The 24,387-nt window shown below is 59.9% G+C and carries 19 protein-coding genes and 1 tRNA gene; 15 read left to right on the top strand and 5 right to left on the bottom strand.

The genetic code is table 11. The annotated features are described in order from the left end of the window. Positions 1-8 precede the first annotated feature (8 nt). Both AAFM31_RS01540 and AAFM31_RS01535 read left to right on the top strand, forming a co-directional pair. Positions 9-1,190 carry a hypothetical protein gene (locus AAFM31_RS01540; protein ID WP_341706126.1) on the top strand — a complete coding sequence of 394 codons (1,182 nt, stop codon included), beginning with the start codon at positions 9-11 and terminating at the stop codon, positions 1,188-1,190. A gap of 127 nt (positions 1,191-1,317) precedes the next feature. Continuing rightward, positions 1,318-3,189 carry a methyl-accepting chemotaxis protein gene (locus tag AAFM31_RS01535; protein WP_341706125.1) on the top strand — a complete coding sequence of 624 codons (1,872 nt, stop codon included), beginning with the start codon at positions 1,318-1,320 and terminating at the stop codon, positions 3,187-3,189. Positions 3,190-3,359: 170 nt separating this feature from the next. On the opposite strand, the gene bfr is transcribed toward AAFM31_RS01535, so the two are convergent. The 3 genes from bfr to AAFM31_RS01520 form a co-directional block, all read right to left on the bottom strand. Then, positions 3,360-3,824 carry a bacterioferritin gene (gene bfr, locus AAFM31_RS01530; RefSeq protein ID WP_341706124.1) on the bottom strand — a complete coding sequence of 155 codons (465 nt, stop codon included), beginning with the start codon at positions 3,822-3,824 and terminating at the stop codon, positions 3,360-3,362. Between the two features lie 214 nt (positions 3,825-4,038). Continuing rightward, positions 4,039-4,112: transfer RNA gene (locus AAFM31_RS01525), tRNA-Gly, on the bottom strand. Between the two features lie 43 nt (positions 4,113-4,155). Then, positions 4,156-5,154 (bottom strand): LLM class flavin-dependent oxidoreductase, encoded by a 999-nt coding sequence (locus AAFM31_RS01520; protein WP_341706123.1) that lies wholly within the window; start codon positions 5,152-5,154, stop codon positions 4,156-4,158. A gap of 172 nt (positions 5,155-5,326) precedes the next feature. Here AAFM31_RS01520 and AAFM31_RS01515 point away from each other — a divergent pair, with 172 nt between their 5' ends. The 4 genes from AAFM31_RS01515 to AAFM31_RS01500 are packed head-to-tail and all read left to right on the top strand — an operon-like array spanning position 5,327 to position 9,605. After that, positions 5,327-5,998: a methylamine utilization protein gene (locus tag AAFM31_RS01515; protein ID WP_341706122.1), complete on the top strand. Its 672-nt coding sequence runs from the start codon at positions 5,327-5,329 to the stop codon at positions 5,996-5,998. A 4-nt stretch (positions 5,999-6,002) separates the two neighbouring features. Continuing rightward, positions 6,003-8,291: an EAL domain-containing protein gene (locus AAFM31_RS01510; protein ID WP_341706121.1), complete on the top strand. Its 2,289-nt coding sequence runs from the start codon at positions 6,003-6,005 to the stop codon at positions 8,289-8,291. Between the two features lie 26 nt (positions 8,292-8,317). After that, positions 8,318-9,160, top strand: a complete 843-nt coding sequence (locus tag AAFM31_RS01505) for a DUF3034 family protein (protein WP_341706146.1) — start codon at positions 8,318-8,320, stop codon at positions 9,158-9,160. Positions 9,161-9,167: 7 nt separating this feature from the next. Beyond that, positions 9,168-9,605 (top strand): group 1 truncated hemoglobin, encoded by a 438-nt coding sequence (locus AAFM31_RS01500; protein WP_341706120.1) that lies wholly within the window; start codon positions 9,168-9,170, stop codon positions 9,603-9,605. Here the strand turns inward: AAFM31_RS01500 and AAFM31_RS01495 are convergent. Beyond that, complete coding sequence (locus AAFM31_RS01495; protein WP_341706119.1) at positions 9,602-11,923, bottom strand: EAL domain-containing protein; 2,322 nt, start codon at positions 11,921-11,923, stop codon at positions 9,602-9,604. The two genes, AAFM31_RS01500 and AAFM31_RS01495, sit on opposite strands and share 4 nt — an antisense overlap. A gap of 19 nt (positions 11,924-11,942) precedes the next feature. After that, on the bottom strand, positions 11,943-13,124 hold the full coding sequence (locus AAFM31_RS01490; RefSeq protein ID WP_341706118.1) for a tetratricopeptide repeat protein: 1,182 nt from the start codon (positions 13,122-13,124) through the stop codon (positions 11,943-11,945). Positions 13,125-13,418: 294 nt separating this feature from the next. Between AAFM31_RS01490 and flhA the strand changes: the two genes are divergently transcribed. The 9 genes from flhA (at position 13,419) to AAFM31_RS01445 (ending at position 24,384) form a co-directional block, all read left to right on the top strand. Then, positions 13,419-15,545, top strand: a complete 2,127-nt coding sequence (gene flhA, locus AAFM31_RS01485) for a flagellar biosynthesis protein FlhA (protein ID WP_341706117.1) — start codon at positions 13,419-13,421, stop codon at positions 15,543-15,545. A gap of 67 nt (positions 15,546-15,612) precedes the next feature. After that, complete coding sequence (gene flhF / locus AAFM31_RS01480) at positions 15,613-16,977, top strand: flagellar biosynthesis protein FlhF (protein WP_341706116.1); 1,365 nt, start codon at positions 15,613-15,615, stop codon at positions 16,975-16,977. A gap of 32 nt (positions 16,978-17,009) precedes the next feature. Continuing rightward, positions 17,010-17,837 carry a flagellar synthesis regulator FleN gene (gene fleN / locus AAFM31_RS01475; protein ID WP_341706115.1) on the top strand — a complete coding sequence of 276 codons (828 nt, stop codon included), beginning with the start codon at positions 17,010-17,012 and terminating at the stop codon, positions 17,835-17,837. After that, positions 17,834-18,571, top strand: coding sequence for an RNA polymerase sigma factor FliA (locus AAFM31_RS01470; RefSeq protein ID WP_341706114.1), 738 nt, complete (start codon positions 17,834-17,836; stop codon positions 18,569-18,571). The genes fleN and AAFM31_RS01470 overlap by 4 nt, the downstream gene beginning before the upstream one ends. A gap of 222 nt (positions 18,572-18,793) precedes the next feature. After that, positions 18,794-19,171 (top strand): chemotaxis response regulator CheY, encoded by a 378-nt coding sequence (locus AAFM31_RS01465; protein ID WP_341706113.1) that lies wholly within the window; start codon positions 18,794-18,796, stop codon positions 19,169-19,171. 21 nt (positions 19,172-19,192) lie between these two features. After that, positions 19,193-19,987 (top strand): protein phosphatase CheZ, encoded by a 795-nt coding sequence (locus AAFM31_RS01460; RefSeq protein WP_341706112.1) that lies wholly within the window; start codon positions 19,193-19,195, stop codon positions 19,985-19,987. A 155-nt stretch (positions 19,988-20,142) separates the two neighbouring features. Continuing rightward, on the top strand, positions 20,143-22,395 hold the full coding sequence (locus AAFM31_RS01455) for a chemotaxis protein CheA (RefSeq protein WP_341706111.1): 2,253 nt from the start codon (positions 20,143-20,145) through the stop codon (positions 22,393-22,395). Between the two features lie 124 nt (positions 22,396-22,519). Continuing rightward, a complete protein-coding gene (locus tag AAFM31_RS01450) occupies positions 22,520-23,644 on the top strand; it encodes a chemotaxis response regulator protein-glutamate methylesterase (protein ID WP_341706110.1) in 1,125 nt (374 codons plus the stop codon). Further along, positions 23,644-24,384 (top strand): flagellar motor protein, encoded by a 741-nt coding sequence (locus AAFM31_RS01445; RefSeq protein WP_341706109.1) that lies wholly within the window; start codon positions 23,644-23,646, stop codon positions 24,382-24,384. The genes AAFM31_RS01450 and AAFM31_RS01445 overlap by 1 nt, the downstream gene beginning before the upstream one ends. The last annotated feature ends 3 nt before the right edge of the window (positions 24,385-24,387 follow it).

The raw sequence follows: 24,387 nt of genomic DNA, 5'->3' as shown, positions 1-24,387 counted from the left end.
GGCAAACTATGAAGGCGATGATCAAGGACGCCGGGCAGCGGCGTCTGCTGTTGCTTCTCGGGGTGTTATGTTTGGTTGTCCTGTCTTGGTTGGGGCAGGGCGACCGAGCTTCCGATGAGTATCTGGACGCCTCCCTGCTGCAGGCCTCAATCGCCTTCGCTTCGGCCCGTGCGCTCAATGCGCTGATCTCGGTACTGCAATCAACCACCATCAGTTTCAGTTTGTTTGGCGGCGTGGCTGTTACGCTCGGTGAGCTGCTGGATCCTTTCAATGATCTGGTCGAGCAGTACGCCTATTTGATGCAGTGGGCTATCGGCTCGTTGCTGGCCCAGAAGATTCTGCTGGGGCTGGTGGGGCAAAGCCTGTTCAAGTGGATGCTGACTCTTTCCGCGGGCCTGCTCGCGGCCGGGTTATGGTGGCGCGACGGTCGCTATGCCGGGGTGCTGCTACGGCTGTTCTTGCTGGCCGCATTCCTGCGCTTTGCGCTGGTTGCGGTGGTGTTGGTCAATGGTCAGGTAGACCAGTGGTATCTGGCTTCGCAGAGCGCGGAGCAGATCGAGCGTCTGGACCGACTGCCGGATGAAGTCGAAGAACTGGGCAAGGGCACCAGTGCCGAAGTGGCTGGTTTTGACCGCGCAGTAGCCCTCAGCGAGTTGGATGCGCGTATCGCGGCACTGGATGATAGATACCAGCAATTGCTGCTCGAGCAGCGCGATGCTGCGGTTGCGATCGAGCAAGAGCGGCAGCAGCGACGCGCGATGGAGCAGGATAGGAGCTGGGTCGAGCGGCTCAATCCGTTGGCTGAACCGCCGCCGGACTCGACGCTGGCGCTAGTTGCTCAACTGAACGACCGTTTTGAATCCCTCAAACTGGAGCTCGAAGACGTCGAGCAGCAGCGCACGCAGGCTTTGGCTCAGCGCGAGCGACTGCAGCAGGACAGTCAGTCAGGCTGGCGTGGCTTGGGCGAGAAGCTCAGCCGGGCTGGCGATCCGCAGACCTATCTGGCGATCAAGCAAGCGCTGGACGACGCGGTGGATGGCGTACTGCGGGTCATGACCCTCTTCGTGCTGCGCACGTTGCTCCTGCCGCTACTGTTTCTTTACCTGCTGCTGCGCGGTGGGCGGTGGTTCTGGCGGCTCGATGCGGAGCGGCTTCTGGGTGTGTCGCGACGGGTGCCTGTGGTCCGATAGCGGATTGCCACCGGCAAGATGGCACTTGGTCATCTAATCTTGGAAAGGTAGCCGGCGCGGCCGGTAATAAAGTTTCCGCCTGGCGGGACGACATAGAAGGTCTGACTCCTTTTCGAGGCAAAAACTGATGCCGACCAAACTCAGCTTCAATCAGAAGATCCTGCTGGCCGCGTGTTTGGTGGTGATCGCCGCCTTCGCCGCGTTTTCTGTCTACAACGATTACCTGCAGCGCAAAACTCTGCAGGCCAACCTGCAGACGTATCTGAACGACGCCGGCACCCTTACGGCGGACAATATCAGCAACTGGCTATCTGGCCGCATTCTGCTGCTGGAGAATCTTGCCCAGAACATCCAGAGTGAAAGTCCGGACCGGCTGGTACCCTTGCTTGAACAGCGCACGCTGGCCGCGACCTTCGACTTCAGCTACCTGGGCGCAGGCGATGGCAGTTTCACCATGCGTCCGAACTCGGATATGCCAGACGGCTACGATCCTCGAACCCGGCCCTGGTTCAAGGCAGCGCGTGACGCGGGCAAGACTATCCTCACCAGCCCCTATGTTGATGCAGCGACTGGTGCATTGATCATGACCATTGCCACGCCGGCGGGCTCGGGTGTTGCGGGTGGTGATCTGAACCTGAAGACTATTTCGCAGATCATTAACGCGCTGGACTTCAATGGTATGGGTTACGCCTTCATGGTCAGCAGCGACGGCACCATCCTGGTCCACCCCGAAGCAGACCTGCAGATGAAAACGCTGCGCGAGATATATCCGCAGAATACGCCGCGCATCGAACGTACTCTCAGCGAAGCCATGCTGAATGGTCAGCCGCGGCTACTAACCTTCGTCCCCGTCCCGGGGCTGCCGGGTGCCGACTGGTACGTTGGTCTGTCGATTGACCGCGATAAGGCCTTTGCCAGTCTGACCCAGTTCCGTTACTCGGCCTTGCTGGCAGTTATCGTGGTGGTGGTAATCATTGTGCTGCTGCTCGGTGTGCTGATGCGCTATCTGCTGCAGCCGCTGGTGTCTCTGGGATCGGCACTGGAAAACATCGCTGAAGGCGAGGGTGATCTGACCCGCCGCTTGCCGGTCACCAGTCAGGATGAGTTTGGTCGGTTGGCGAGCGCCTTCAACCGTTTCGTCCAGCGTATTCACGAGTCGATCAGCCAGGTCGCCAACACCAGCGGCGCGCTGCACGACGTGGCACGTCAGGTGGTTGACGCTTCCAATGCCAACATGGCCAGCTCGGATGAGCAGGCCAGTCGCACCAACAGCGTTGCTGCGGCCATTAACGAACTGGGCGCGGCAGCGCAGGAAATTGCTCGTAACGCCGCCGACGCCTCTGCACAGGCTAGTCAGGCTCGGCAGGGGGCGGAGCAGGGCTCCTCTGTGGTTAGTCAGTCAATCACAGCGATGCAGGAACTGTCGGCCAAGATCAGCGAATCCAGTGAGACGATCCAGGCGCTCAGCCACAAGACTGCCGACATCGGCCGGATTCTGGAGGTGATTCAGGGTATCTCCGAGCAGACCAACTTGCTGGCATTGAACGCTGCGATCGAGGCGGCGAGAGCAGGCGAGGCCGGACGGGGGTTCGCTGTGGTAGCCGATGAGGTGCGTAACCTGGCCCACCGTACCCAGACGTCCGCGAGCGAGATTCACGAGATGATCGAGAATTTACGCACCGACGCGAGTGCGGCAGTCAGCATCATGACCGATAGCCAGCAATACAGTCAGCACAGCGTTGAAGTGGCCGGTCAGGCGGGTGAGCGCCTGACTGAGATCACCCATGGTATCGGCGATATCGACAACATGAACCAGTCGGTTGCAGCTGCGACCGAGGAGCAGACCTCGGTAATCGAGAGCCTGAACGTCGACATTACCGAGATCAACACGCTTAACCAGGAAGGCGTCGACAACCTGCAGGCGACTCTGAGGGCCTGCGCTTCTTTGGAGGATCAGGTTACCCGGTTGCGCCAGTTGGTCGGTAGCTTCCGCATCTAGGGTCAGCCCACCGTCGGGTCGTGCGAGTGCGCTCTCGGCGGGCAGCGTCCGGCTGAATCGGTCTTTCCGGCTGGCAGCCGCCAGGCCAGGGACAAGTGGTTGTGTTGATCGAAGGGCGAAAAAAAGCCCCGCCAGCGTGAACTGGCGGGGCTTTTCTATGCTGGGAAGGATTACATCTGTGACTGCAGGTAGTTCTGCTCGCCGACCATCTTGATCAGGCGCAGTTGCTGCTCAAGCCAATAGGCATGGTCTTCCTCAGTGTCTGCCAACTGGACTTCCAGAATCTCGCGGGTCTGGTAGTCACCTGCGCGCTCGCACAAGGCAATGGCGTTGGCCAGATTTTCGCGCACCTCGTATTCGAGCTTGAGGTCTGACTCGAGCATTTCCTGCACGGTGGAGCCGGGGGTGATGGGCGAGGGGCGCATGTCGGGCTTGCCCTCAAGGAACAGCAGACGCTTGAGAATAGCATCAGCGTGCTGGGTTTCCTCTTCCATCTCATGGTTGATGCGCTCGTACAGCTTGGCGTAACCCATGTCTTCGTAAAGGCGTGAATGCAGGAAATACTGATCACGTGCGCCCAGCTCACCGCGCAACAGATCGATAAGACAGTTAACGACGTCCGGATGGCCTTTCATGGCTGTGTACTCCACTGGCATTTAAGTGCCGATCATTGTGCCGAAGCCGATCGGCCGTGTCACGCCTAAATTTTATGGAAAATCCAATAATTACAATGGTTTATTGGCTTGTTGGTCGTAGAAAAAAAGATAAGCAGAGGCATTTGCGCTCGAGAACTTTTCTCGGCATGCCGTAAGTAGTTGATATTGGGAGTAAAGCAGAAAAGCAGAGACGTGGAGCGGGTGAAGGGAATCGAACCCTCGTATGCAGCTTGGGAAGCTGCCGTTCTACCATTGAACTACACCCGCGCAGGCGCCTTTTTACCAGAGTCGCCTGCGCGAGGGAAGGGGGTCAGAGCTGCCGGCTGGCCTGCATCAGCAAATCGTAGCTGTGCTGACGTGCGTGCTGGTCGAAGATCGGGCTGTTGACGATCAACTCGTTTGCGCCGGTTCGCTCCAGTAGTTCGGCCATTTGGGTCTTCACACCTTCGAGGTCGCCAATCAGGCTGCCAGCCAAGGTCGACATTACCTGATGGCGCTCGTGGGGCTGCCACAAGGACTCCATGTCGTGCGTTGGCGGTGGCAGTTGGCCCGGCGTACCGCGAATCAGCTTGAGAAAGGCCTGCTGGTGTGAACTGGCCAGATAGTGTGCCTGCTCACGGTCATCGGCGACGTAGGCATTGATGCCAAGCATCGCGTATGGCTCGTCATATTGCTCGCTCGGGCGGAAGCTTTCGCGGTACAGCCTTAGCGCGCTGAACAGGTAGTCGGGAGAAAACTGCCCTGCGAAGGCGAAGGGCAGACCGAGCCGTCCTGCCAGCTGAGCGCTGAAGGTGCTGGAGCCGAGCAACCAGATTGGGACGTTCAAGCCGTTGCCGGGCACTGCCCGCAAGCGTTGTCCCGGCTCAACAGGTGCGAATAGACGGCGCAACTCTTCCAGCATCTGCGGAAAGTCTTCGCCGTCGGTACGGCCACGGCGCAGTGCATTGGCTGTGGCTGGGTCGGTGCCCGGTGCACGTCCAAGACCAAGGTCGATGCGACCGGGGTAGAGTGATTCGAGGGTGCCGAACTGTTCGGCGATCTGCAGCGGCGCATGGTTGGGTAGCATGATGCCGCCGGAGCCAATGCGGATTCGCTGGGTGCTGCCCGCCAGATATCCCATGACCACTGATGTGGCGGCGCTGGCGATGCCCAGCATATTGTGATGCTCGGCAACCCAGTAGCGCTGGTAGCCGAGCTCTTCGCAGTGCAGTGCCATTGCCTGGGCGTTGTGTAGCGCATCAGCGGCAGTCGCGCCCTCGCTGATCGAACAGAGATCCAGCACGGAAAGGGGAATGGTCGAGTTAGGCATGTCGGTTCCTGCACATCGGTTTGCAATCACGCTATGCTAGCGTCGTTTGGCAACAGACGACACTGCGGAGCGTCAATCCGCCTTGCATGCCTGTGGCAGCATGCAGTCAGTAGATCGACTTTTGGCGGTAACCCATACCAGGTTGGCGTCTCTTTCTTGGGGGAGAAGTACCATGCAGAATCGTCTGGCAGGGCGCTATCTACGCCGGTGTGGGTTGCTGGGCCTGCTGTTGTTCGCGCAGGCCTGGTTGTCGAGCCAGTCGATGGCGGCGCAGATCACAGTGACGGATGCTGCCGGCGAGCCCTTGGCCAACGCGGTGTTACTGATTGACGGGGTGCCGCCCCGACCTGATGCGAGTTATTTGATGGATCAGGTTGACCGGCAGTTTGTACCCCATGTGCTGGTCGTTCCGGTTGGCGCTCAGGTAGATTTTCCCAATAGCGATGATGTGCGACATCACGTTTACTCCTTTTCCGAAGCCAAGCCCTTTGAGTTGCGTCTGTTCAAGGGTGAAGAGGCGCCGCCGGTCATGTTCGAGCGCCCCGGTGCGGTGGTTCTGGGCTGCAATATTCATGACGCTATGGTGGGCTACATTCTGGTGACCGAACACCATCGATTTGCCGTCAGCGATGCGGCAGGGCTGGTCTCACTGCCTGATTTGCCTGCCGGCAGTTGGCCGGTTTCCTGGTGGCACCCCGCCCAGTTTCAGCAGCCGCCGGTAGCCTTGGGTGAGCTCGACCTCAGCCAGCAGGGGCAGACAGTGAGCCTGCCGATTACACCAGTGGTTGAAGGCACGGCACCAACGTTGTCTCCGCTGCAACAACGCTTCAAGTCGCTGCAGTAACGCCATGCATATGCGCTATCTGCGTACGCGCCTGATCCTGACGTCAGTAGGCCTTTTGGCGCTGGTGCTCGGGGCCGTTTTTCTGGTCGTTTATACGGCAACTGACTTATCTGCCAAGCGTCAGGCGCAAAAGCAACTTGAGGTGGGTAGCAAGGTGTTCAGCAATGTGCTGGAGGCGCGCGCCCGCGAGTTGAGCAATGCCACCGAAATTCTGGTCGCCGACTTTGGCTTCAGGCAGGCGGTGGCGACTGGTGATTTGCCGACCATCCGTTCCGCACTGCTTAATCAGGTTAGGCGCATTGGTGCCGATCAGGCCATGCTGTTCGACGCGCAGGGAATCATGCGTATCGCCTCTGTCAGGGAGGGCGATGCCGAGCCGGTCGACGTGCAGGCGATGCAGCGATTTTCCGATCAGGCGATGATTGCGATCATTGATGAGCGGCCCTACCTGCTGGTTGATGCGGTGGTGCGAGCGCCGGTTACCTTGGGGCAGGTGGCGATGGCGTTCAGTCTCGATGAGGCGCTGGCGCGTGAACTGCAGAAGTTGACCGGGCTGGACATTCGGTTTGTCAGCAGCCACGACGATGCGGTGATGAGCAGTTTCTCGACGCTGACCGATAGCGCGCTGGAGATGGACTCTGCCGACGGCGGACCAATGCAGGACACCGAAGGCTATCTCGCGACAGTCATCACCCTGTTGGATCAGGCCGGGTACCGGGTACTGGTGCAGTTGGCTAGCCCGATGGGCGAGACCTTGGCCAGTTTCGATCTACTCAAGCGTGAGCTGCTGATTATCACGCTGATCGCGCTACTTGCGTCTTCGCTGCTTGCGGTGCACCTGTCTGGCAGCTTGGCTCGACCGGTTGCGATGCTGGCAGAGGCGGCCACACGGATCGGGCGTGGTGACTATTCCGGCCAGGTTCGGCTTGAGCGCCACGATGAGTTGGGTTTGCTGGCTGAACGAATTGACGCGATGCGATCCGGCATCGCCGAGCGCGAAGACCTGATCATGCACAACGCCTTACATGACCCGCTGACCGGACTGCCGAACATCGGGGTAGTGCGGAGCCAGCTCGACGACGCGATCGCGAGCGGAATGGGCGGGGTGCTGGCGCAGTGCAATCTGCTTACGGCTGAGCTGTTGCTCAAAGCGCGCGGCCAAGAATTTCTCGATGCTCTTATACGTCAGTCAGTCGCCAGTGTGGACGGCGTGCTGCCGGCCAACGCCCTGCTGGCATGGCAACCGGGCAGCGGGTTTTTGCTGCTGCTCAAGGGCTGCGAGCTGGAGGAGGCTGTCGTGATCATCGATGGTTTACTGGCGCGACTTGGGGAAAAAATGCAGGTTCAGGATATCAAGCTCAGCTCGCAGTGGTTGGCCGGGCTGGTGGCTTGGCCCCTGCACGGTCGTGATCCCCAGGAGCTGCTGCGCCAGGTCAGTATCGCGCTTAACGATGCGGCGCCGGGCCGAGAACGGATTGCCGTGTATCAGGCACAAAGCGACCAGGCTTATCAGCGGCGCATTCGTCTGGCGCGGGATCTGCGCTACGCACCGCAGCACCGGGAACTGAGCGTGGTCTTCCAGCCCAAGCTGGATCTGGCGTCCGGCGAGATTCGGCAGGTTGAGGCGCTGATGCGCTGGAAGCACAGCGAACTTGGTGTGATCGGGCCTGATGAGTTTATTACCCTCGCCGAGCAGACGGGCAGCATCGGCATGCTTACTCAGTGGATGATGGCCGCGGTGTTGTCGCAGCTGCGGAGCTGGATTGATCGCGGTATCCACTTGCAGGTGGCCATGAATATTTCCGCTCGCGACCTTGATGATCCGGAGTTTCCGCATCGCATGGAGCGCTTGCTGCGCGCCCAGCAGATCAGCCCGGACTACCTTTCGCTGGAAGTGACTGAAAGCGCGGTCATGCGCGATCCGCGGCGCAGTTTGGACAGCCTGCTGGCCCTGCGCGAGCTGGGCATCGCGCTGGCAGTCGACGACTACGGCACGGGCTACTCGTCGCTCGCGACCCTCAAGAGCTTGCCAGTGCAGGACTTGAAAATCGATAAATCCTTTGTGCTCCAGCTGACCGATAACAGCGATGATGCGGTGATCGTAAAATCGACCATCGAGCTGGCTCACAACATGGGGCTGAAGGTGATCGCCGAGGGCATCGAAAACGCTCAGGCCCTTAACTGGCTGAAGGAGCGTCATTGCGATGTCGCCCAGGGCTACTTCATCAGCCGCCCACTGGCGGCGGCTGACCTGGAGCGCTGGATGGTTGAGACGCGCGGAACCTTCGCGTGAGTGGAGCAGTTGTGAAGAAAAGTCTGATGTGCGCGGCATTGTTGTTTAGGGCCGGGAGTGCGCTTGCCGACCCTGGTGGGCGTTTGTTGGCGACCGGCGGGATTACAAGTATTGAAGGTGCTGCCGGTGGCGGTATCGTGCCCTGGGCCGTGCTGTCCGGATACGGCACCCGGGAGGAGTGGGGCGGAGACGTGTTTGCGACCCGTGTCGACACCGGTGACTATCGCCTCGACGCCTTTGGTGCGGCGCTGGCACTGGGTAATCGCCTGGAGCTGTCGGTCGCCCGGCAGCGGCTGAATACGGATGCGCTGACCAAGGCAGCTGGCCTGCCGCACAAGAGCCTTAATCAGGACGTTTTTGGGGTAAAGCTGCGGCTCTTCGGTGATCTGGTCTACGACCGCCTGCCACAGGTTTCGCTGGGCGCGCAGTACAAGCGCCAAACCAACTTCCTGATTCCGTCACTGGTCGGCGCCCAACGGGACTCGGATACCGAGTTCTATCTGGCGGGGTCGCGACTGTTTTTGGGCGCAGTGGGGGGCTACAACCTGCTGGTCAACGGTACGCTGCGCTACTCGCGGGCCAATGAAACCGGCCTGCTGGGCTTTGGTGGTGATCGGCGCGATAGCCGCACGCTGCTCAAGGAGGGAAGCGTAGCGCTGCTGCTCAACCCGCGCTGGGTCGTGGGGGTCGAGTACCGCGAGAAACCGGATAATCTGTCGTTTGCCGGTGAGAGCGATTGGCAAGATGTGTTTGTCGGCTACTTTCCGAGCAAGCGCATGGCCCTGGCTGCCGCTTGGGCGGATCTAGGTGAAATTGCCACGCTCGATGGCCAGCGTGGTCTGTTCCTTTCCATGCAGCTGAGCTACTGAGGTCATCATGCGGAGACAATTACGTGCGACGGCCTGCGCTGCGCTGGTTCTGATCGGCATGGCTGGCTGTGCCAGTCAACCGCCGGCGAATGACAGTCTGTATCACGCCCTGGGGGAGCAGGCGGGTATCAATCGTGTGGTGGAGGGGCTGCTGTATCGCATCGCCGACGATCAACGTATTGCTCACCACTTCGCCGATACCGATATCGCGCGCTTGCAGGAAAAACTGCAGGAACAATTCTGTGTGGAGGCTGGTGGCCCCTGCGAATATACCGGCGACAGCATGGCGCAGGTGCATGCCGGTTTTGGCTTCACGGAGGCCGATTTCAACGCGTTGGTTGAAGACCTGATTGCGGCAATGGAGGCAGAGCAACTGCCGGTAACCGTGCAAAATCGTCTGCTTCAGCGCTTGGCGCCGATGCGCGCTGATATTATTTACCGCTAGTCGCGGGTACTTGGCTCGTCGGCATCCAGGACGCTGACCTCAGTAATCAGGCTGGCCGATGGCATGCCGATGGCGGCGCCCTGGGCAAAGTGAATGCCCAGTTCCTGAACCTTTCTGAGTACTGCAGGGCTGTGTACGAACTCGGCGACGGTCTGCATGCCGAGTTCTTCGGCGAATTGCACGATGCCCCGACACAAGGTGACAGCGGTCGGGTTGTCCTCCAGCTGGCGAATCAGGCTGCCGTCGATCTTGATCAGGTCAACATTGAGTCGCATCAGGTGCTCGAAGTTGGAATAGCCAGTGCCGAAGTCGTCGATGGCAATACGGCAACCCAGCGCCTTGGCGCGGTCGATAAATTGGCGCACCGCGGCGTAGTTTTCGATCCCCTCTGATTCCAGAATCTCGAAAATCACCTGTTCGCCGACGGCGTGGGTGTCGACCGTGTGGATGATGTAATCGGCCAGTTCCGGGTCCAGCAGGTCTTCGCAGGACAGATTGATCGAGAAGCTGCAGTGCTGGTTGGCGAAGCGCTCAATCGCGCTGTCGATCATGCAACGGGTGATCGCGCGATACAGCCGCACCTTTTTCGCCAGGTCGAGGAAGTGAATCGGGCTGACCGGTTCGCCGTGTTCATCGATCATCCGCACCAGGCACTCGTACTTTTCAATGCGTCGGCTGTTGACGTCCATGATCGGCTGAAAGAACGCGACGATGCGGTCCTCGTCCAGTGCGGCGCGTAGACGGTTGGCGCCAAGCAAGTTCTGTTCATACCCCTCTCGCACGCCCTTGCTCGCGTCGTAAAAGACGAAACTTTCGTTGTCTGCGCGCGCGAGCTCCAGCGCGATGTTGGCCGCAGGTAACAGTTGTTCGCCGGTCAGGTCTTGTGCGTCGCGCTGGTTGCAGCACGCAACGCCTACGCTGGCGTTGAGCGGGATATCCTGCTCCTGCCAGTGGATCTGCAGATTGCTGATGAACTTCAGCAGCCGGGTCAATGCGGGTGTGAGCTGCTCCTGGCTGTGATGGCCGGGCAGCCAGATGGCCAGTTCGTCTGCGGGCATGCGATACAGGCGGCTGCCTCGCCAGTCAGCGCGCTCATTCAGGTGCTGCTGCAGCGCCTTGGCCAGGGTCGAAATCACGTGGTCGCCGCACTGGTGGCCGTAGAAGTCGTTAATTTCCTTGAACGCATCGAGGTTGAGCAGCAGGAGACTTGCGGTGTGCGTCTTCTTCAGGTCTGCCAGCAAACGCTCGCGGTTGGGCAGGTGGGTGAGGGTGTCGGTGTAAAGGTTGTGCAGCTGGCGCAGCGTGCCGGCCACCAGATACAGAATCAGCGCCGAGATGATCAGCATGATCGTGCCGGCGAGCAGCTGAATGCGGGTGCTGCTTTCGCGCATCGGTGTGAGCACCGCATCAATCTCCGCCTGTGGAACGCCGATGCCAAAGATCATGCCGGCGCGGGTGGGCGAGAAAAACAGGCTGTAGTCCTGCTGGTCGACCCGATGCAGCAGCTGCTGCACTGGCGAGGCCAACTGTCGGGAGTTGATCACCGGAACCGGTTGCTCTTGCAGTTTCTGATGCAGCTCCAGCGCCGTCACGCTGTCGATCAGTTGTTGGGCTCGGTCGACGTCAGCGGCATCGGACAGGCTGGAGAGATTGCGGTTGTCATGGTCAAGCAGGAACGCGAAGGTGCTGGGCGTGACCTCGACGCGGCTTACCGTGCGGATGATGTCGTCGGCAAGCCAGTCGGTCATCGCCAGGCCGATGGCTCGCCCCTGTAAATCGCGGACCAGGGTCGCGTGGCTGATCACTACAGCGTTGATGCTGCTCTTGTAGTAGGCCGAGGTCCATTGTTTTGCCGGTGAAATCGGTGTGGGCAGAGCGCGCAGCTGCTGGAACCAGTCGCTCACGCGTTGCTGCTCGCTGGCGTTCAGGGGCTCGACTTGAATGTCCTGACCCTGACGGTAGGCATAGCGTGCGCTACGTCCTCCGTCCACGTACCAGAGGCTGCTGCCGTAGCTGTCGGGGAAGTCCTGCAAGGCATTGCGCACGGTATCGGTCAGCGCGGCTGGGGTTGGCGTCGATTGCGCAAGCAGACCGCCAGCGCGCGCGAGGCCGCGGGTGCTCTGTTCCATCAGGCGGTGATGGGCGTTGATGCGGTCGAGATTGGCATAGAAGGTGTCGGTTATCTGCTGTTCGCGCAGTTTGCCCATCGCATTCTCGGCAAACTCCAGGTTCAGGCTGGCGATCAACCAACTGCCGACCAGAAACAGGCCGACCAGCAGGCTGAGAAGAACCATGATTGCGCGTTTGACTGGCAGCATTCCCATTACCTGAGGACGATCAGCGGTTGTTGATATGCTGCTGCAGGGCGCTGCGCGCGCTGATCAGCTGCTCGTTGCTGAGTTGGCCTGACAGCTGTTCAACGTAGCGTCGGCCACGGGACTCTCCATTGACCAGCGCCAGGCTGAGCCAGAAGTAAGCCTGCTCCAGATCCTGTGGGCCGCCATCGCCTTGCATGTAATCCAGCCCCAGACGGTATTGAGCTTCGGCTGAGTCGCGTTCTGCAGCTTCGCTCAGCCAGTGGCGCGCGGAGGCCGTGTTGGGATGGCTGCGAGCCAGTTGCAGCATCGACGGTACGTGGTCAGCCAGCGCTGCGTGGCGCAGTTGACCTTCGGCTTTGTCTGGGCTGACGGCGGTGCCGGTGCCGTTCAGATACGCCTTTGCCAACTGATAGCGTGCGCCGGGCTGGCCGCTGTTGGCCGCTTTTTGCAACCAGGCGAAGGCTTCTCTGTCCGCTTCACTGCTGCGTTGCTGCTGCAGCAGATCCGCTAGCAGCAGTTGGCCTGCGGTGTTGCCCTGTTCGGCTGAGGCGCGGGCCCAGCGCAATGCCGTGCCATTTTGGCCGGAGCTCTCGGCAATGCTCGCCAGATGATGCTGGGCTTTGGCGTCGCCGGCTTCGGCTGCGGGGGTGCAGGCGCTGGTTGCCTGGCTGTAATTGCGAATCGCGAACAGGAGGTAGCAGTTTTCCTGCTGGCTGGTCGCTGTGCCACTGCCTGCGCTTTGCGTTGTTTGCGTTGTTTGCGTTGTGCTGGGTTGCGGTACCCGATCGGCAAAGTCGCTGACCTGCTGTGGGCAGGAGAACTGATAGCCTGCGCGCAGACGCTGGAGGTTGGCCCGGGTCGCCTGTTGAGCCTGATAGCGCTGTCCGATGGCTTGGCAGCGACTGTCGCGTTCTTCACGTACCAGTGGAAGGTAGTCGGCGTAATCCGTGTCGTCCGCGTGTGCATCGAGATAGCGGGTCAGGGGGTCGATGTACTGCTGCGCGAACAGGGCTTCAACTTCAGCGTGACGCTCCTCAGCGGCCGGGTCGCCGGTCAGTCTGGCAGCGAGGTCGGCCAGGCGTTGGCTCTGGGTTTTGATCATTTCACCCGAACGGCTAAGCAAGCTGTCGGGTTGAGAAAGGCTTTGGCATCCGGTGAGGGTGATGCTCAGTCCCAGTAGCAGAGCGATGTGCGCGCGCATGATACCTCTCGGGTTGCGGCCAGTCGGACGACTCTGGCCACGGTGGCAATGGATGGCGAAGCTCGGTCGGCGGCGATGCCCTTGTCGAGTTCTGAGTATGGCCTTCCGTTGCCTTGATAGCGCGAAGCAGTTTATCAGAAGGCACGCATGGCCTGTGCAGCGCTTGGTTACACGTAAACGTCCTTAGGTAGACCTGATCCGGCCCGCCTTGTTCCGAAATTGGAACGCTTCTTGCGTAGACCCCGGTACAACGCAACATTGCGTCAAATATTTGATCTGGGGACCTTTTCGCCAATGGCTGTTGATCGCGCACAAGTGATGGGAAATATGCGGACCAATCTGGCCGGTCTGCGCCACGGCAGTCTGGGTATCCCGATTCTGCTGCTGGTGATGCTCGGCATGATGATGCTGCCGATCCCGCCGTTCCTGCTGGACGTGCTGTTCACCTTCAACATTGCGCTGTCGCTGGTGGTTCTGCTGGTCGGTGCCTATGCGCTGCGGCCGCTCGACTTTGCGGTGTTCCCGACGATCCTGCTGGTCGCTACTCTGCTGCGTCTTGCTCTGAACGTTGCCTCAACCCGCGTGGTTCTGCTCTACGGCCACGAGGGCGGTGATGCCGCCGGCAAGGTTATTCAGGCCTTTGGTGAGGTGGTGATCGGCGGTAACTACGTTGTCGGTCTGGTGGTGTTTGCGATCCTGATGATCATCAACTTTGTGGTGGTCACCAAGGGCGCGGGGCGCATCTCGGAAGTCAGTGCGCGTTTCACCCTGGATGCGATGCCCGGCAAGCAGATGGCGATCGACGCCGATTTGAACTCCGGACTGATCGATCAGGATCAGGCCAAGGCTCGTCGTCAGGAAGTCGCTCAGGAAGCCGAGTTCTACGGCTCGATGGATGGTGCAAGCAAATTCGTCCGTGGTGACGCGGTTGCTGGCCTGCTGATTCTGTTCATCAACGTGATTGGTGGTCTGGCCATCGGTATGGCGCAGCATGGCCTGCCGTTCGCCGAGGCTGGCCGCATCTATGTGCTGCTGACCATCGGTGACGGTCTGGTTGCCCAGATTCCGTCGCTGCTGCTGTCGACTGCGGCGGCGATCATGGTTACCCGGGTGTCTACCTCGGAGGACATGGGCGCGCAGGTACAGCGTCAAATGTTTGCCTCACCGAAGGCACTGGCAGTAGCGGCGGCGATCCTGATTGTCATGGGTCTGATTCCCGGCATGCCGCACTTTTCCTTCCTCAGTCTGGGGGCGATTGCCGCCGGCGGGGCCTATTTCATCGCCAAGCACCAGCAGGCCAAAGCGGAAGAGAAACAGGTGGAAGAGCGCCAGCAGGCGCAGGTGCCGGCCGTTCAGGCGCCAGAAACCCGTGAACTGGGCTGGGATGACGTGACGCCGGTTGACATGGTCGGGCTGGAAGTCGGTTATCGGCTGATTCCGTTGGTGGATCGTAACCAGGGTGGGCAGCTCTTGGCGCGCATCAAGGGCGTGCGCAAGAAACTCTCGCAGGATTTGGGTTTCCTGATGCCGTCTGTACATATTCGCGACAACCTCGATCTGGCGCCCAACGCCTATCGTTTGACGTTGATGGGAGTAGGGGTGGCGGAGGCCGAGATTTACCCTGATCGGGAGCTGGCGATTAACCCGGGTCAGGTATTTGGCGAGGTCAAGGGTATACCGGGCAAGGACCCGGCGTTTGGTCTGGATGCAGTCTGGATCGAACAGAACCAGAAGGATCAGGCGCAGTCACTCGGCTATACCGTGGTGGACGCCAGTACCGTGGTCGCCACCCACATCAATCAGATTCTCTTCAAGCATGCTCACGAACTTATCGGCCATGAGGAAGTGCAGCAGCTGATGCAGGTGCTGGCCAAGGCCTCGCCGAAGCTGGCCGAGGAGCTGGTGCCGGGCCTTATCTCACTCTCCAATTTGCTCAAGGTGCTGCAGGGCTTGCTGCAGGAGCAGGTGCCGGTACGTGACATTCGGACCATTGCCGAGGCGATCGCCAACAACTCCAACAAGAGTCAAGATACCGGCGCGTTGATCGGCGCGGTGCGGGTCGCGCTGAGTCGCTCAATCGTGCAAAGCATTGTGGGGCTTGACTCTCAGCTGCCTGTGATCACCTTGGAACCAAGGTTGGAACAGATGTTGCTACAGAGTCTGCAGAAGGCAGGTCAGGGCGCAGACGACGGTATGTTGCTTGAGCCCGGCATGGCCGAGAAGTTGCAGCGCTCGCTGGCCGAAGCAGTACAGCGGCAGGAAGTGCAGGGCAAGCCGGCAATATTGCTGGTAGCGGGGCCGATTCGGATGATGATGGCCAAGTTCGTACGCTACGCAGCCCCGGGAGCCCATGTACTGTCCTACCAGGAAATTCCGGACAGCAAGCAGGTGACCATCATTGCGACGGTCGGCCAGAACTGAGCTGCAGACTCTGAATGAATGACAGCAGCCGCCAGCGGGCGGCGCCAGAAAAGCGACGAGGTCAGCCATGAAAGTCAAACGTTTCTTTGCCGCAGACATGCGCCAGGCGATGAAGCTGGTTCGCGATGAACTGGGCGCGGATGCGTCGATCATTGCCAATCGCCGGGTTGCCGGTGGTGTTGAGCTGACCGCTGCACTGGACTATGAGGCGCCGCGCCTGACCGCGCCGACGCCCGGCCTGGACACCGAGTTGAAGAAGACCCAGGAGCGCATCGTCGCTGCGCGCGCCGAGCTGGAAGTAGGTTCGATGGCCTCCCACGACCAGCCGCTGGTTAATCGCCAATTGTTTGGTGACACCATGCGTCACGCCGCGCGTCAGGGTTCTGTCGAGGCGCGTGATCTGCTGGATCGTCTGATTCAGGAGCCGGTTGAGCAGGCTGCGCCAGTAGCCCGTCCTGCGGCGGCTGAGGTTGCGCCCGTCGCCGCTGCCGTTGAAGACGCCAGCCTGAGCGCCATGCGTGCTGAAATTGCCGGTCTGCGTGAGATGCTGGAGTCGCAGCTGGGTGGCTTGGCGTGGGGGCAGCTCAATCAGCAAAAGCCCAAGCAGGCAGGGCTGTGGCGCCGTCTGACCCAGATGGGGTTGCCCGCGGAGGTTAGCCAGGATCTGCTGCGTCAGGTTTCTGACGTGAGCGATCCGCGTCAGGCTTGGCGCATGCTGCTGGCCTATCTGGCACATCGCGTGCCGGTGCTGCGCGAAGAGCCGCTGGATGCCGGTGGTGTGATCGCACTGGTTGGTCCGACAGGTGCTGGCAAGACCACCACGCTTGGTAAGCTGGCCGCCCGCTACGTGCTCAAGCACGGGAGTCAGCACGTTGCCCTGGTCACTATGGACACCTACCGTATTGGCGCTCACGAGCAACTGCGTACGCTGGGCCGGATTCTCAACGTGCCGGTCAAGGTGGTCGATGAAAATCAGGACCTCAACGACGTGCTGGCCGATTTTGCCGGCAAGCGCCTGGTGCTGATCGACACCGCCGGTTTGCAGGCCAATGATCCCTATCTGCGCGGTCAGCTGGATACGCTGGCGCGGCAGGGGCGCCGGGTGCGCAATCTGCTGGTGCTCGCAGCGACTAGCCAGCACCGGGTAATGAAGGCGGCCTACCATACTTACAAGGCGTGCGGCCTGTCCGGCTGCATTCTGACCAAGGTCGATGAAGCAGCTACGCTGGGTGAATCACTGGGGCTGGCGATGGAGCAGGGTTTGCCGGTAGCCTATCTGGCAGATGGCCAGCGCATTCCCGATGACATCAGTCGGGCGGTAGGGCACCAGCTGGTCAGCCGTGCAGTCAGCATGGCCGGCAACGAAGCGCCAGCAGATCAGACCATGGCGGACGTATTTGCCGGTATGATGCACACCCAGCAGGCAAGTTAAGCAACTTCACAGAATTAAGGTAATCAGCGCAGATGGGCAGCAATCATCCGGTTCAGGTAATCGCAGTCACCGGTGGCAAGGGTGGCATCGGCAAGACCAACGTGTCGGTGAACCTCAGTCTTGCTCTGGCAGAGATGGGGCGGCGGGTCGTTCTGCTGGACGCTGACCTTGGTCTGGCGAATGTCGACGTGCTGTTGGGGCTCAAGCCCAAGGCAACGCTGGCGGACGTGCTCGACGGCAAGTGTGACCTGCGCGATGTTCTGGTTACCGGTCCTGGCGGCATTCGCATTGTTCCGGCTGCCTCGGGCGCTGCCAACATGGTCAGCCTCAATCATCAGCAGCATGCGGGCCTGATTCAGGCGTTCAGCGAAATCGGTGACAACATCGACGTGCTGATCGTCGATACCGCGGCAGGTATCGGCGACTCAGTTGTCAGTTTTGTGCGCGCCGCTCAGGAAGTACTGGTGGTGGTGTGCGACGAGCCGACTTCCATCACCGATGCCTACGCCCTGATCAAACTGCTCAACCGTGATCACGGCATGACCCGTTTTCGCGTATTGGCCAATATGGTGGGCACGCCCCAGGAAGGCCGCATGGTCTTTGCTAAGCTCACCAAGGTAACTGACCGGTTTTTGGATGTTGCGCTGCAGTATGTCGGTGCGGTGCCATTCGATGAAGCGGTGCGTAAGTCAGTGCAGAAACAGCGCGCGGTGTTTGAAGCGTTCCCGCGCAGCAAAGCCTCGCTGGCCATTCGCGCCATTGCTCAGAAAGTGGATGCATGGCCGTTGCCGGCCAATCCCCGTGGGCATCTGGAGTTCTTCGTCGAGCGTTTGGTGCAGCCGACAGGATCGGGTCTATGACAGCACAGGCTGGCGGATTGAGCATGTATACACGAGCACAGAGTTCAGCAGGTCAGCAGGATCGTCTCGTCGAGCAATATGCTCCGCTGGTAAAGCGTATTGCCTATCACTTGCTGGGGCGTTTGCCATCCAGCGTTCAGGTTGAAGATTTGATGCAGGCCGGGATGATCGGCCTGCTCGAAGCCTCCCGCAAATTTGATTTCGGCAAGGGTGCCAGCTTTGAAACCTATGCCGGCATCCGCATTCGTGGTGCAATGCTGGACGAGGTGCGCAAGGGCGATTGGGCGCCTCGCTCCGTCCACCGCAACACCCGGATGGTCAGCGACGCCATGCGCGCCGTTGAAGCGCGTCTGGGACGGGACGCTAAAGATCACGAGGTTGCGGCCGAACTGGATATGAGTCTTGAGGAGTACTACGCGATCCTCAGCGATACCGCCGGCAGCAAATTGTTCAGCTTTGACGATCTACTGGAGTCAGGTGCGCCGGCCGATGTGCAGGGTGGCGAGGAGCCGCTGTCCGGTCTGCAGGATGAACGCTTTCGGGGGGCACTGATCGAAGCGATCGATACGCTTCCGGAGCGCGAGCGACTGCTTTTGTCGCTTTATTACGAGGAGGAGCTTAACCTCAAGGAAATCGGAGCGGTACTTGGTGTAAGTGAATCGCGGGTCAGCCAATTGCACAGTCAATGTGCTGCCCGGTTGCGCGCCAAGCTGGTCAGTTGGCGAAATGATTGATTTTGTCGTCAACATCCGGACAATGCTCGGATTGCTCGACAGGTAGTAGCACTGTGCCGGTCGCCAGAGGGCGACACCAAGGGCGCATCTGACCAGTCTGCTGACGTAGCAGCTGATTGCTCAGAGCTTCTTTATACGGCTTGTTTGGTTATTTGCGATGGGTTTCTGGGGTGCAGGCCTGCACATTCCCTGGTTTGTACGGAGGTCGACTTGGACAAGAACATGAAAATTCTCATCGTTGATGATTTTTCGACGATGAGGCGCATCATCAAGAACCTGTTGCGCGACCTTGGGTTTACCAACACGGCCGAAGCGGATGACGGTAATACCGCGCTGCCGATGCTGCAGAGCGGCAGCTTCGACTTTCTGGTGACGGACTGGAATATGCCGGGTATGAGCGGCATTGATCTGCTCCGCGCGGTGCGTGCTGATGACCGCCTCAAGCATCTGCCGGTACTGATGGTAACTGCCGAGGCCAAGCGTGATCAGATCATTGAGGCCGCGCAGGCGGGCGTCAATGGCTACGTGGTCAAGCCGTTTACCGCTCAGGCGCTGAAAGAGAAGATCGAAAAGATTTTCGAGCGAGTTCAGCCTAAATAATAATTAACCGGGGTAAAGGTTATGGCTTTGAGTAAAGATCCCGGCCAGGCGACTGCTCAGGAGTTTGAACATTCGCTGAAAGACAATGCGCATCAGTTGGTTGGTCATCTTGAAAGTGGCAACTTCGCTGAAGCGCTGCTGGTCATTCATGCCATCAATCAGGCACGTGATCGTGGTCTGTACCACGAAGTGGGGCAACTGACCCGCGCGCTGCACAACGCAATCGTCAATTTCCAGATCGATACCACCCACGCGCTCGGCGCCGAGTCTGAGACGTCGAAAATCTCTGATGCCTCCGATCGCCTGGACTACGTGGTTCAGCTGACCGATAAGGCCGCCAATCGCACCATGGATCTGGTGGAGGTCAGCGCGCCAAAGGTTACCGATCTGGGCCAGCAGGCCAGTGCCTTGAAAGCCGATTGGCAGCGTCTGCAGCGTCGTGAAATGGCTGCAGACGAGTTCCGCGACCTGTACCGACGGGTCGGCGAGTTTCTCGAAGACACTGAGAAAACCAGCAAAGAGCTATCGACCAATCTGAACGATATTTTGCTGGCGCAGGATTATCAGGATTTGACCGGTCAGGTCATCAAGCGCGTCACCACGCTTGTACACGATGTCGAAGAGAGCCTGGTCAATCTGGTTCGAATGGCGGGTCAAGTTGACCGCATTACCGGCATCAATCACGGCGAGACGCCGGAAGAGACAAAAAAATCCTCTTCCAAGGGTGAAGGTCCGCAAATTCATGCCGATACAAGGGAAGACGTTGTTTCCGGTCAGGATGAGGTCGACGATCTCCTGTCCAGCCTGGGATTCTGATGTCAGCTGTGACTGCCGTGCGTTTAAACAGCCGGCAGCTTGACTGTCCACGGTGGCGACCTGGCAGCAACGTTGAATGACCGCACTGCAACCGAAGGTGGTTTCGGTTGTGCATCCAGCGGTCTTCCGATAACACGCCCGAGGGGAGTGGGTGCATGAGTTTCGATGCGGATGAAGAGATTCTCCAGGACTTTCTGGTCGAGGCCGGTGAGATTCTCGAGCAGTTGTCCGAACAGTTGGTCGAGCTGGAAAACCGGCCCGACGACATGGATCTGCTTAACGCCATCTTCCGCGGCTTTCACACGGTAAAAGGTGGTGCCGGCTTTTTGCAGCTGGATGCTCTGGTCGCCTGCTGTCACATCGCCGAAAACGTGTTCGACATCCTGCGCAAGGGCGAGCGGACCGTTACCCCTGAGTTGATGGACGTGGTGCTCCAGGCGCTGGATACCGTCAACGGCATGTTTGCCCAGGTGCGCGAGAGCGAAGAGCCGACCCCCGCTGACCCCGCGCTGCTGGACGCTCTGTCTGCGTTAGCGCAACCCGAGTCTGCTGATGAAGTAGCAGAAGCCCCAGCTTCAGAACCGCAAGAGCCAGTCGCCGAACCCGACGCTGCCATGGCTCCCGCTGCGACCTCGGCACCGGCCGACGGCGACATCACCGATGACGAGTTTGAGCAACTGCTGGATGCCCTCCACGGCGATGGCAGTGCCGCGACTGCAGCGGCGAAGGTCGCGCCAGCAGCGTCTGATGCGGCATCGGACGAAATCTCTGATGATGAATTTGAAGCGCTGCTTGATGAGCTGCACGGCACAGGCAATGCACCGAGCGTGCCCGCGTCCAGCGAGCCAGCCAAAGCAGCGGCTGGTAGTGATGAAATCACCGATGACGAATTCGAAGCCTTGCTGGACCAGTTGCATGGCAAGGGTTCTGCTCCAGGCGTTGCTGATGCGCCGAGCGCAGCTGCTGCGGCTCCCGAAAGCACACCGACTGCTGAGCCGAGCGGCGGTGATCACATAACCGACGATGAATTCGAAGCGCTGCTCGATCAGTTGCACGGCAAGGGAAGTGCGCCTGGTGCTGCCGAGGCGGCTACCGCACCCGCTGCGGCAAAACCTGCGGAAAAGAAAGAACCCGCCAAGGCGCCTGAAGCCAAGGCTGCGGCGGCCAAACCGGCAGCCAAGCCTGCCCCTGCCGCTCCAGCTGCCGCCAAGCCGGCCGCCGCTGCCGAGGCACCGGCGGCGGATACCACTGTGCGGGTTGATACCGCGCGGCTGGACGAAATCATGAACATGGTCGGCGAGCTGGTACTGGTGCGTAACCGCCTGGTTCGTTTGGGCGTGTCCAGCGGCGACGAAGAACTGAGCAAGGCCGTCGGCAATCTTGATGTGGTGACTGCAGACTTGCAGATGTCGGTCATGAAGACCCGCATGCAGCCCATCAAAAAGGTCTTCGGGCGTTTCCCGCGGGTAGTCCGAGATCTGGCGCGTAACCTCAAGAAGGAAATCAACCTCGAGCTGATCGGTGAAGAGACCGACCTGGACAAAAACCTGGTCGAGGCACTGGCCGATCCGCTGGTTCACCTAGTGCGCAACTCGGTTGATCACGGTATTGAACTGCCGGACGAGCGCGAGGCCGCCGGCAAACCGCGTACCGGCAAGGTGGTGCTGGCTGCGCAGCAGGAAGGCGACCACATTCTGCTGACTATCGTCGACGACGGCCGCGGCATGGATCCGGAAATCCTGCGTGCCAAGGCGGTTGAGAAGGGCATGATGGATAAGGACGCAGCGGATCGCCTGAGCGATACCGAATGCTTTAACCTGATTCTGGCGCCCGGTTTTTCCACCAAGACCGAGATCTCCGATGTGTCCGGTCGCGGTGTTGGCATGGACGTGGTCAAGACCAAGATTTCTCAGCTCAACGGTACGATCAACATCGAGTCGACCAAAGGCCAGGGTTCGCGGATCGCGATCAAGGTACCGTTGACCCTTGCCATCATGCCGACGCTGATGGTCATGCTGGCCGATCAGGCCTTTGCTCTACCGCTGGTCAGCGTCAACGAAATCTACAGCCTCGACCTCTCGCGCACCAACGTGGTTGACGGTCAGGAAGTGATCATCGTTCGCGAGAAGGCGTTGCCGCTGTTCTACCTCAAGCACTGGCTGATGCCGGGCGTCGAGGACACCAGCGACCATTCCGCCGCCAGTGTCGTGATCGTTTCCGTCGGCACGCAGCGGGTCGGTTTCGTGGTTGACCAGTTGGTTGGTCAGGAAGAGGTTGTCATCAAGCCGCTGGGTCGGATGTTGCAAGGCACCGCTGGCATGGCTGGGGCAACTATTACCGGTGATGGTCGTATCGCCCTGATTTTGGATATCCCGAGCCTGCTGAAGCGGTATGCAAGACGCATGTGATAGCCTGAGCTGGCACTGCAATCGCGCTGATTAGGCGATACGCAGCGCCCTTTGCGGGGGAGCACAACCTCGTAAATACGATTGATGAATCATTTCATGTGCAGGATGCAGTTCAGGAGAGGGTATGGCGGTTAAGGTTCTGGTGGTCGACGATTCAGGGTTCTTTCGCCGCAGGGTGACGGAGATCCTGGCGGGCGACCCGCAAATCCAGGTAGTTGGTACTGCCAACAATGGCCGTGAAGCTATTGAGCAGACGCTGGCTTTGCACCCGGATGTGATCACCATGGACTACGAGATGCCGGTCATGGATGGCATTGAGGCGGTGCGTCAGATCATGCAGCGCTGCCCAACGCCGGTGATCATGTTCTCATCGCTGACCTACGAAGGGGCCCGCGTCAGTCTGGACGCACTTGATGCCGGTGCTGCCGACTATTTGCCGAAGAACTTCGAAGATATCTCGCGCAACCCCGACAAGGTTCGCCAGATGCTGTGCGAGCGGGTGACCGCGCTGGCGCGCACCAATCGGCGCTCGCTGGGGTTGCACTCGTCTTCAGCGCATCATGCGCCCGCTGCTGCCCCGAGTTCGACGTCCAGAGCTCCTGTTGGCTCGACGCCCGGTGCGGGCCGGCCGGTCGCGGCTCCGGTAGCGCCTGCTGCGCCAGTCAAGAACAGTCCTGCGCCGCGCAAGCGCAGCTACAAGCTGGTTGCTATCGGTACCTCTACCGGCGGCCCGGTTGCGTTGCAAAAGGTGCTGACTCAGCTGCCAGCCAGTTTCCCGGCGCCCTTGTTGCTGGTTCAGCACATGCCCGCCGCCTTCACCAAGGCCTTCGCCGAACGTCTCGACAAGCTCTGCCGGATTTCCGTCAAGGAAGCCGAGGACGGCGACGTCCTGCGTCCGGGCCGTGCGCTGCTGGCGCCCGGCGGCAAGCAGATGATGGTTGATTCGCGCGGTGTAGTGCGGATTTTGCCTGGTGATGAGCGACTGAACTATAAGCCTTGCGTTGATGTGACCTTCGGCTCTGCGGCCAAGGCGTTTCAGGACAAGGTCCTCGCTGTAGTGCTGACCGGGATGGGCGCTGATGGACGTGAAGGCGCGCGGATGCTCAAGCAGGCAGGCAGTGCTGTCTGGGCTCAGGACGAGGCCAGTTGCGTGATTTACGGGATGCCGATGGCGGTCGCCAAGGCTAATCTCGCCGATGGCATCTACAACCTGGATGAAATCGGCCGATATTTGGCAGAGCTCAGCTAATGGACATCCTCAGCATCATCGGTGTCATTCTGGCTTTTGTCGCCATCATCGGCGGCAACTATCTGGAAGGTGGTCACGCCACCGCGTTGCTGAACGGCCCTGCCGGGTTGATTGTTATTGGTGGCACGCTTGGTGCTGCGTTCATTCAGACACCGCTGACGGTTTTCAAGCGTGCGCTGGCGATCCTGCCGTGGATTATCTTTCCGCCGGCCAACCGCATGCGTGAAGGTATTACTCAGGTTATCAACTGGAGCACGATTGCCCGTAAGGAAGGTTTGCTGGGCCTGGAAAGCATGGCTGAGCTTGAGCCTGATGGGTTCGCTCGTAAAGGTCTGCAGCTACTGGTGGATGGCAGCGAGCCGGAAGCCCTGCGCAGCATCATGGAAGTCGACTTGGTGAACAAGGAACACGGCGACCTGATGGCTGCCAAGGTCTATGAGTGCATGGGCGGCTACGCCCCGACCATCGGCATCATCGGCGCGGTGATGGGCCTTATTCACGTCATGGGTAATCTGGCTGATCCGTCGCGTCTGGGCGCCGGCATCGCAGTGGCATTTGTCGCCACTATTTACGGTGTCGCTCTGGCCAACCTGTTTATGCTCCCTGCTGCAGCCAAACTCAAGGCGGTGGTGCTGCAACAGTCCAAATACCGCGAGATGCTACTCGAAGGTCTAATGTCGATTGCCGAGGGCGAGAATCCGCGCTCAATCGAAATGAAGCTCGAGGGCTTTCTGGATTAGAGG

Source organism: Halopseudomonas sp., assembly GCF_038130085.1.
Taxonomy (GTDB): domain Bacteria; phylum Pseudomonadota; class Gammaproteobacteria; order Pseudomonadales; family Pseudomonadaceae; genus Halopseudomonas.
Note: the sequence above shows the minus strand (reverse complement) of the source record. Positions and strands in the feature narration are given on the sequence as shown.

Excerpts from the sequence above, each read along its gene's own strand:
- AAFM31_RS01500 (WP_341706120.1), top strand. The coding sequence starts at position 9,168 with ATGCGGAGACAATTACGTGCGACGGCCTGCGCTGCGCTGGTTCTGATC.
- AAFM31_RS01465 (WP_341706113.1), top strand. The coding sequence starts at position 18,794 with ATGAAAATTCTCATCGTTGATGATTTTTCGACGATGAGGCGCATCATC.
- AAFM31_RS01535 (WP_341706125.1), top strand. The coding sequence starts at position 1,318 with ATGCCGACCAAACTCAGCTTCAATCAGAAGATCCTGCTGGCCGCGTGT.
- AAFM31_RS01460 (WP_341706112.1), top strand. The coding sequence starts at position 19,193 with ATGGCTTTGAGTAAAGATCCCGGCCAGGCGACTGCTCAGGAGTTTGAA.
- AAFM31_RS01510 (WP_341706121.1), top strand. The coding sequence starts at position 6,003 with ATGCATATGCGCTATCTGCGTACGCGCCTGATCCTGACGTCAGTAGGC.
- bfr (WP_341706124.1), bottom strand. The coding sequence starts at position 3,824 with ATGAAAGGCCATCCGGACGTCGTTAACTGTCTTATCGATCTGTTGCGC.
- AAFM31_RS01445 (WP_341706109.1), top strand. The coding sequence starts at position 23,644 with ATGGACATCCTCAGCATCATCGGTGTCATTCTGGCTTTTGTCGCCATC.
- AAFM31_RS01450 (WP_341706110.1), top strand. The coding sequence starts at position 22,520 with ATGGCGGTTAAGGTTCTGGTGGTCGACGATTCAGGGTTCTTTCGCCGC.
- AAFM31_RS01520 (WP_341706123.1), bottom strand. The coding sequence starts at position 5,154 with ATGCCTAACTCGACCATTCCCCTTTCCGTGCTGGATCTCTGTTCGATC.
- flhF (WP_341706116.1), top strand. The coding sequence starts at position 15,613 with ATGAAAGTCAAACGTTTCTTTGCCGCAGACATGCGCCAGGCGATGAAG.
- AAFM31_RS01515 (WP_341706122.1), top strand. The coding sequence starts at position 5,327 with ATGCAGAATCGTCTGGCAGGGCGCTATCTACGCCGGTGTGGGTTGCTG.
- fleN (WP_341706115.1), top strand. The coding sequence starts at position 17,010 with ATGGGCAGCAATCATCCGGTTCAGGTAATCGCAGTCACCGGTGGCAAG.
- AAFM31_RS01470 (WP_341706114.1), top strand. The coding sequence starts at position 17,834 with ATGACAGCACAGGCTGGCGGATTGAGCATGTATACACGAGCACAGAGT.
- AAFM31_RS01455 (WP_341706111.1), top strand. The coding sequence starts at position 20,143 with ATGAGTTTCGATGCGGATGAAGAGATTCTCCAGGACTTTCTGGTCGAG.
- AAFM31_RS01490 (WP_341706118.1), bottom strand. The coding sequence starts at position 13,124 with ATGCGCGCGCACATCGCTCTGCTACTGGGACTGAGCATCACCCTCACC.
- AAFM31_RS01495 (WP_341706119.1), bottom strand. The coding sequence starts at position 11,923 with ATGCTGCCAGTCAAACGCGCAATCATGGTTCTTCTCAGCCTGCTGGTC.
- AAFM31_RS01540 (WP_341706126.1), top strand. The coding sequence starts at position 9 with ATGAAGGCGATGATCAAGGACGCCGGGCAGCGGCGTCTGCTGTTGCTT.
- flhA (WP_341706117.1), top strand. The coding sequence starts at position 13,419 with ATGGCTGTTGATCGCGCACAAGTGATGGGAAATATGCGGACCAATCTG.
- AAFM31_RS01505 (WP_341706146.1), top strand. The coding sequence starts at position 8,318 with ATGTGCGCGGCATTGTTGTTTAGGGCCGGGAGTGCGCTTGCCGACCCT.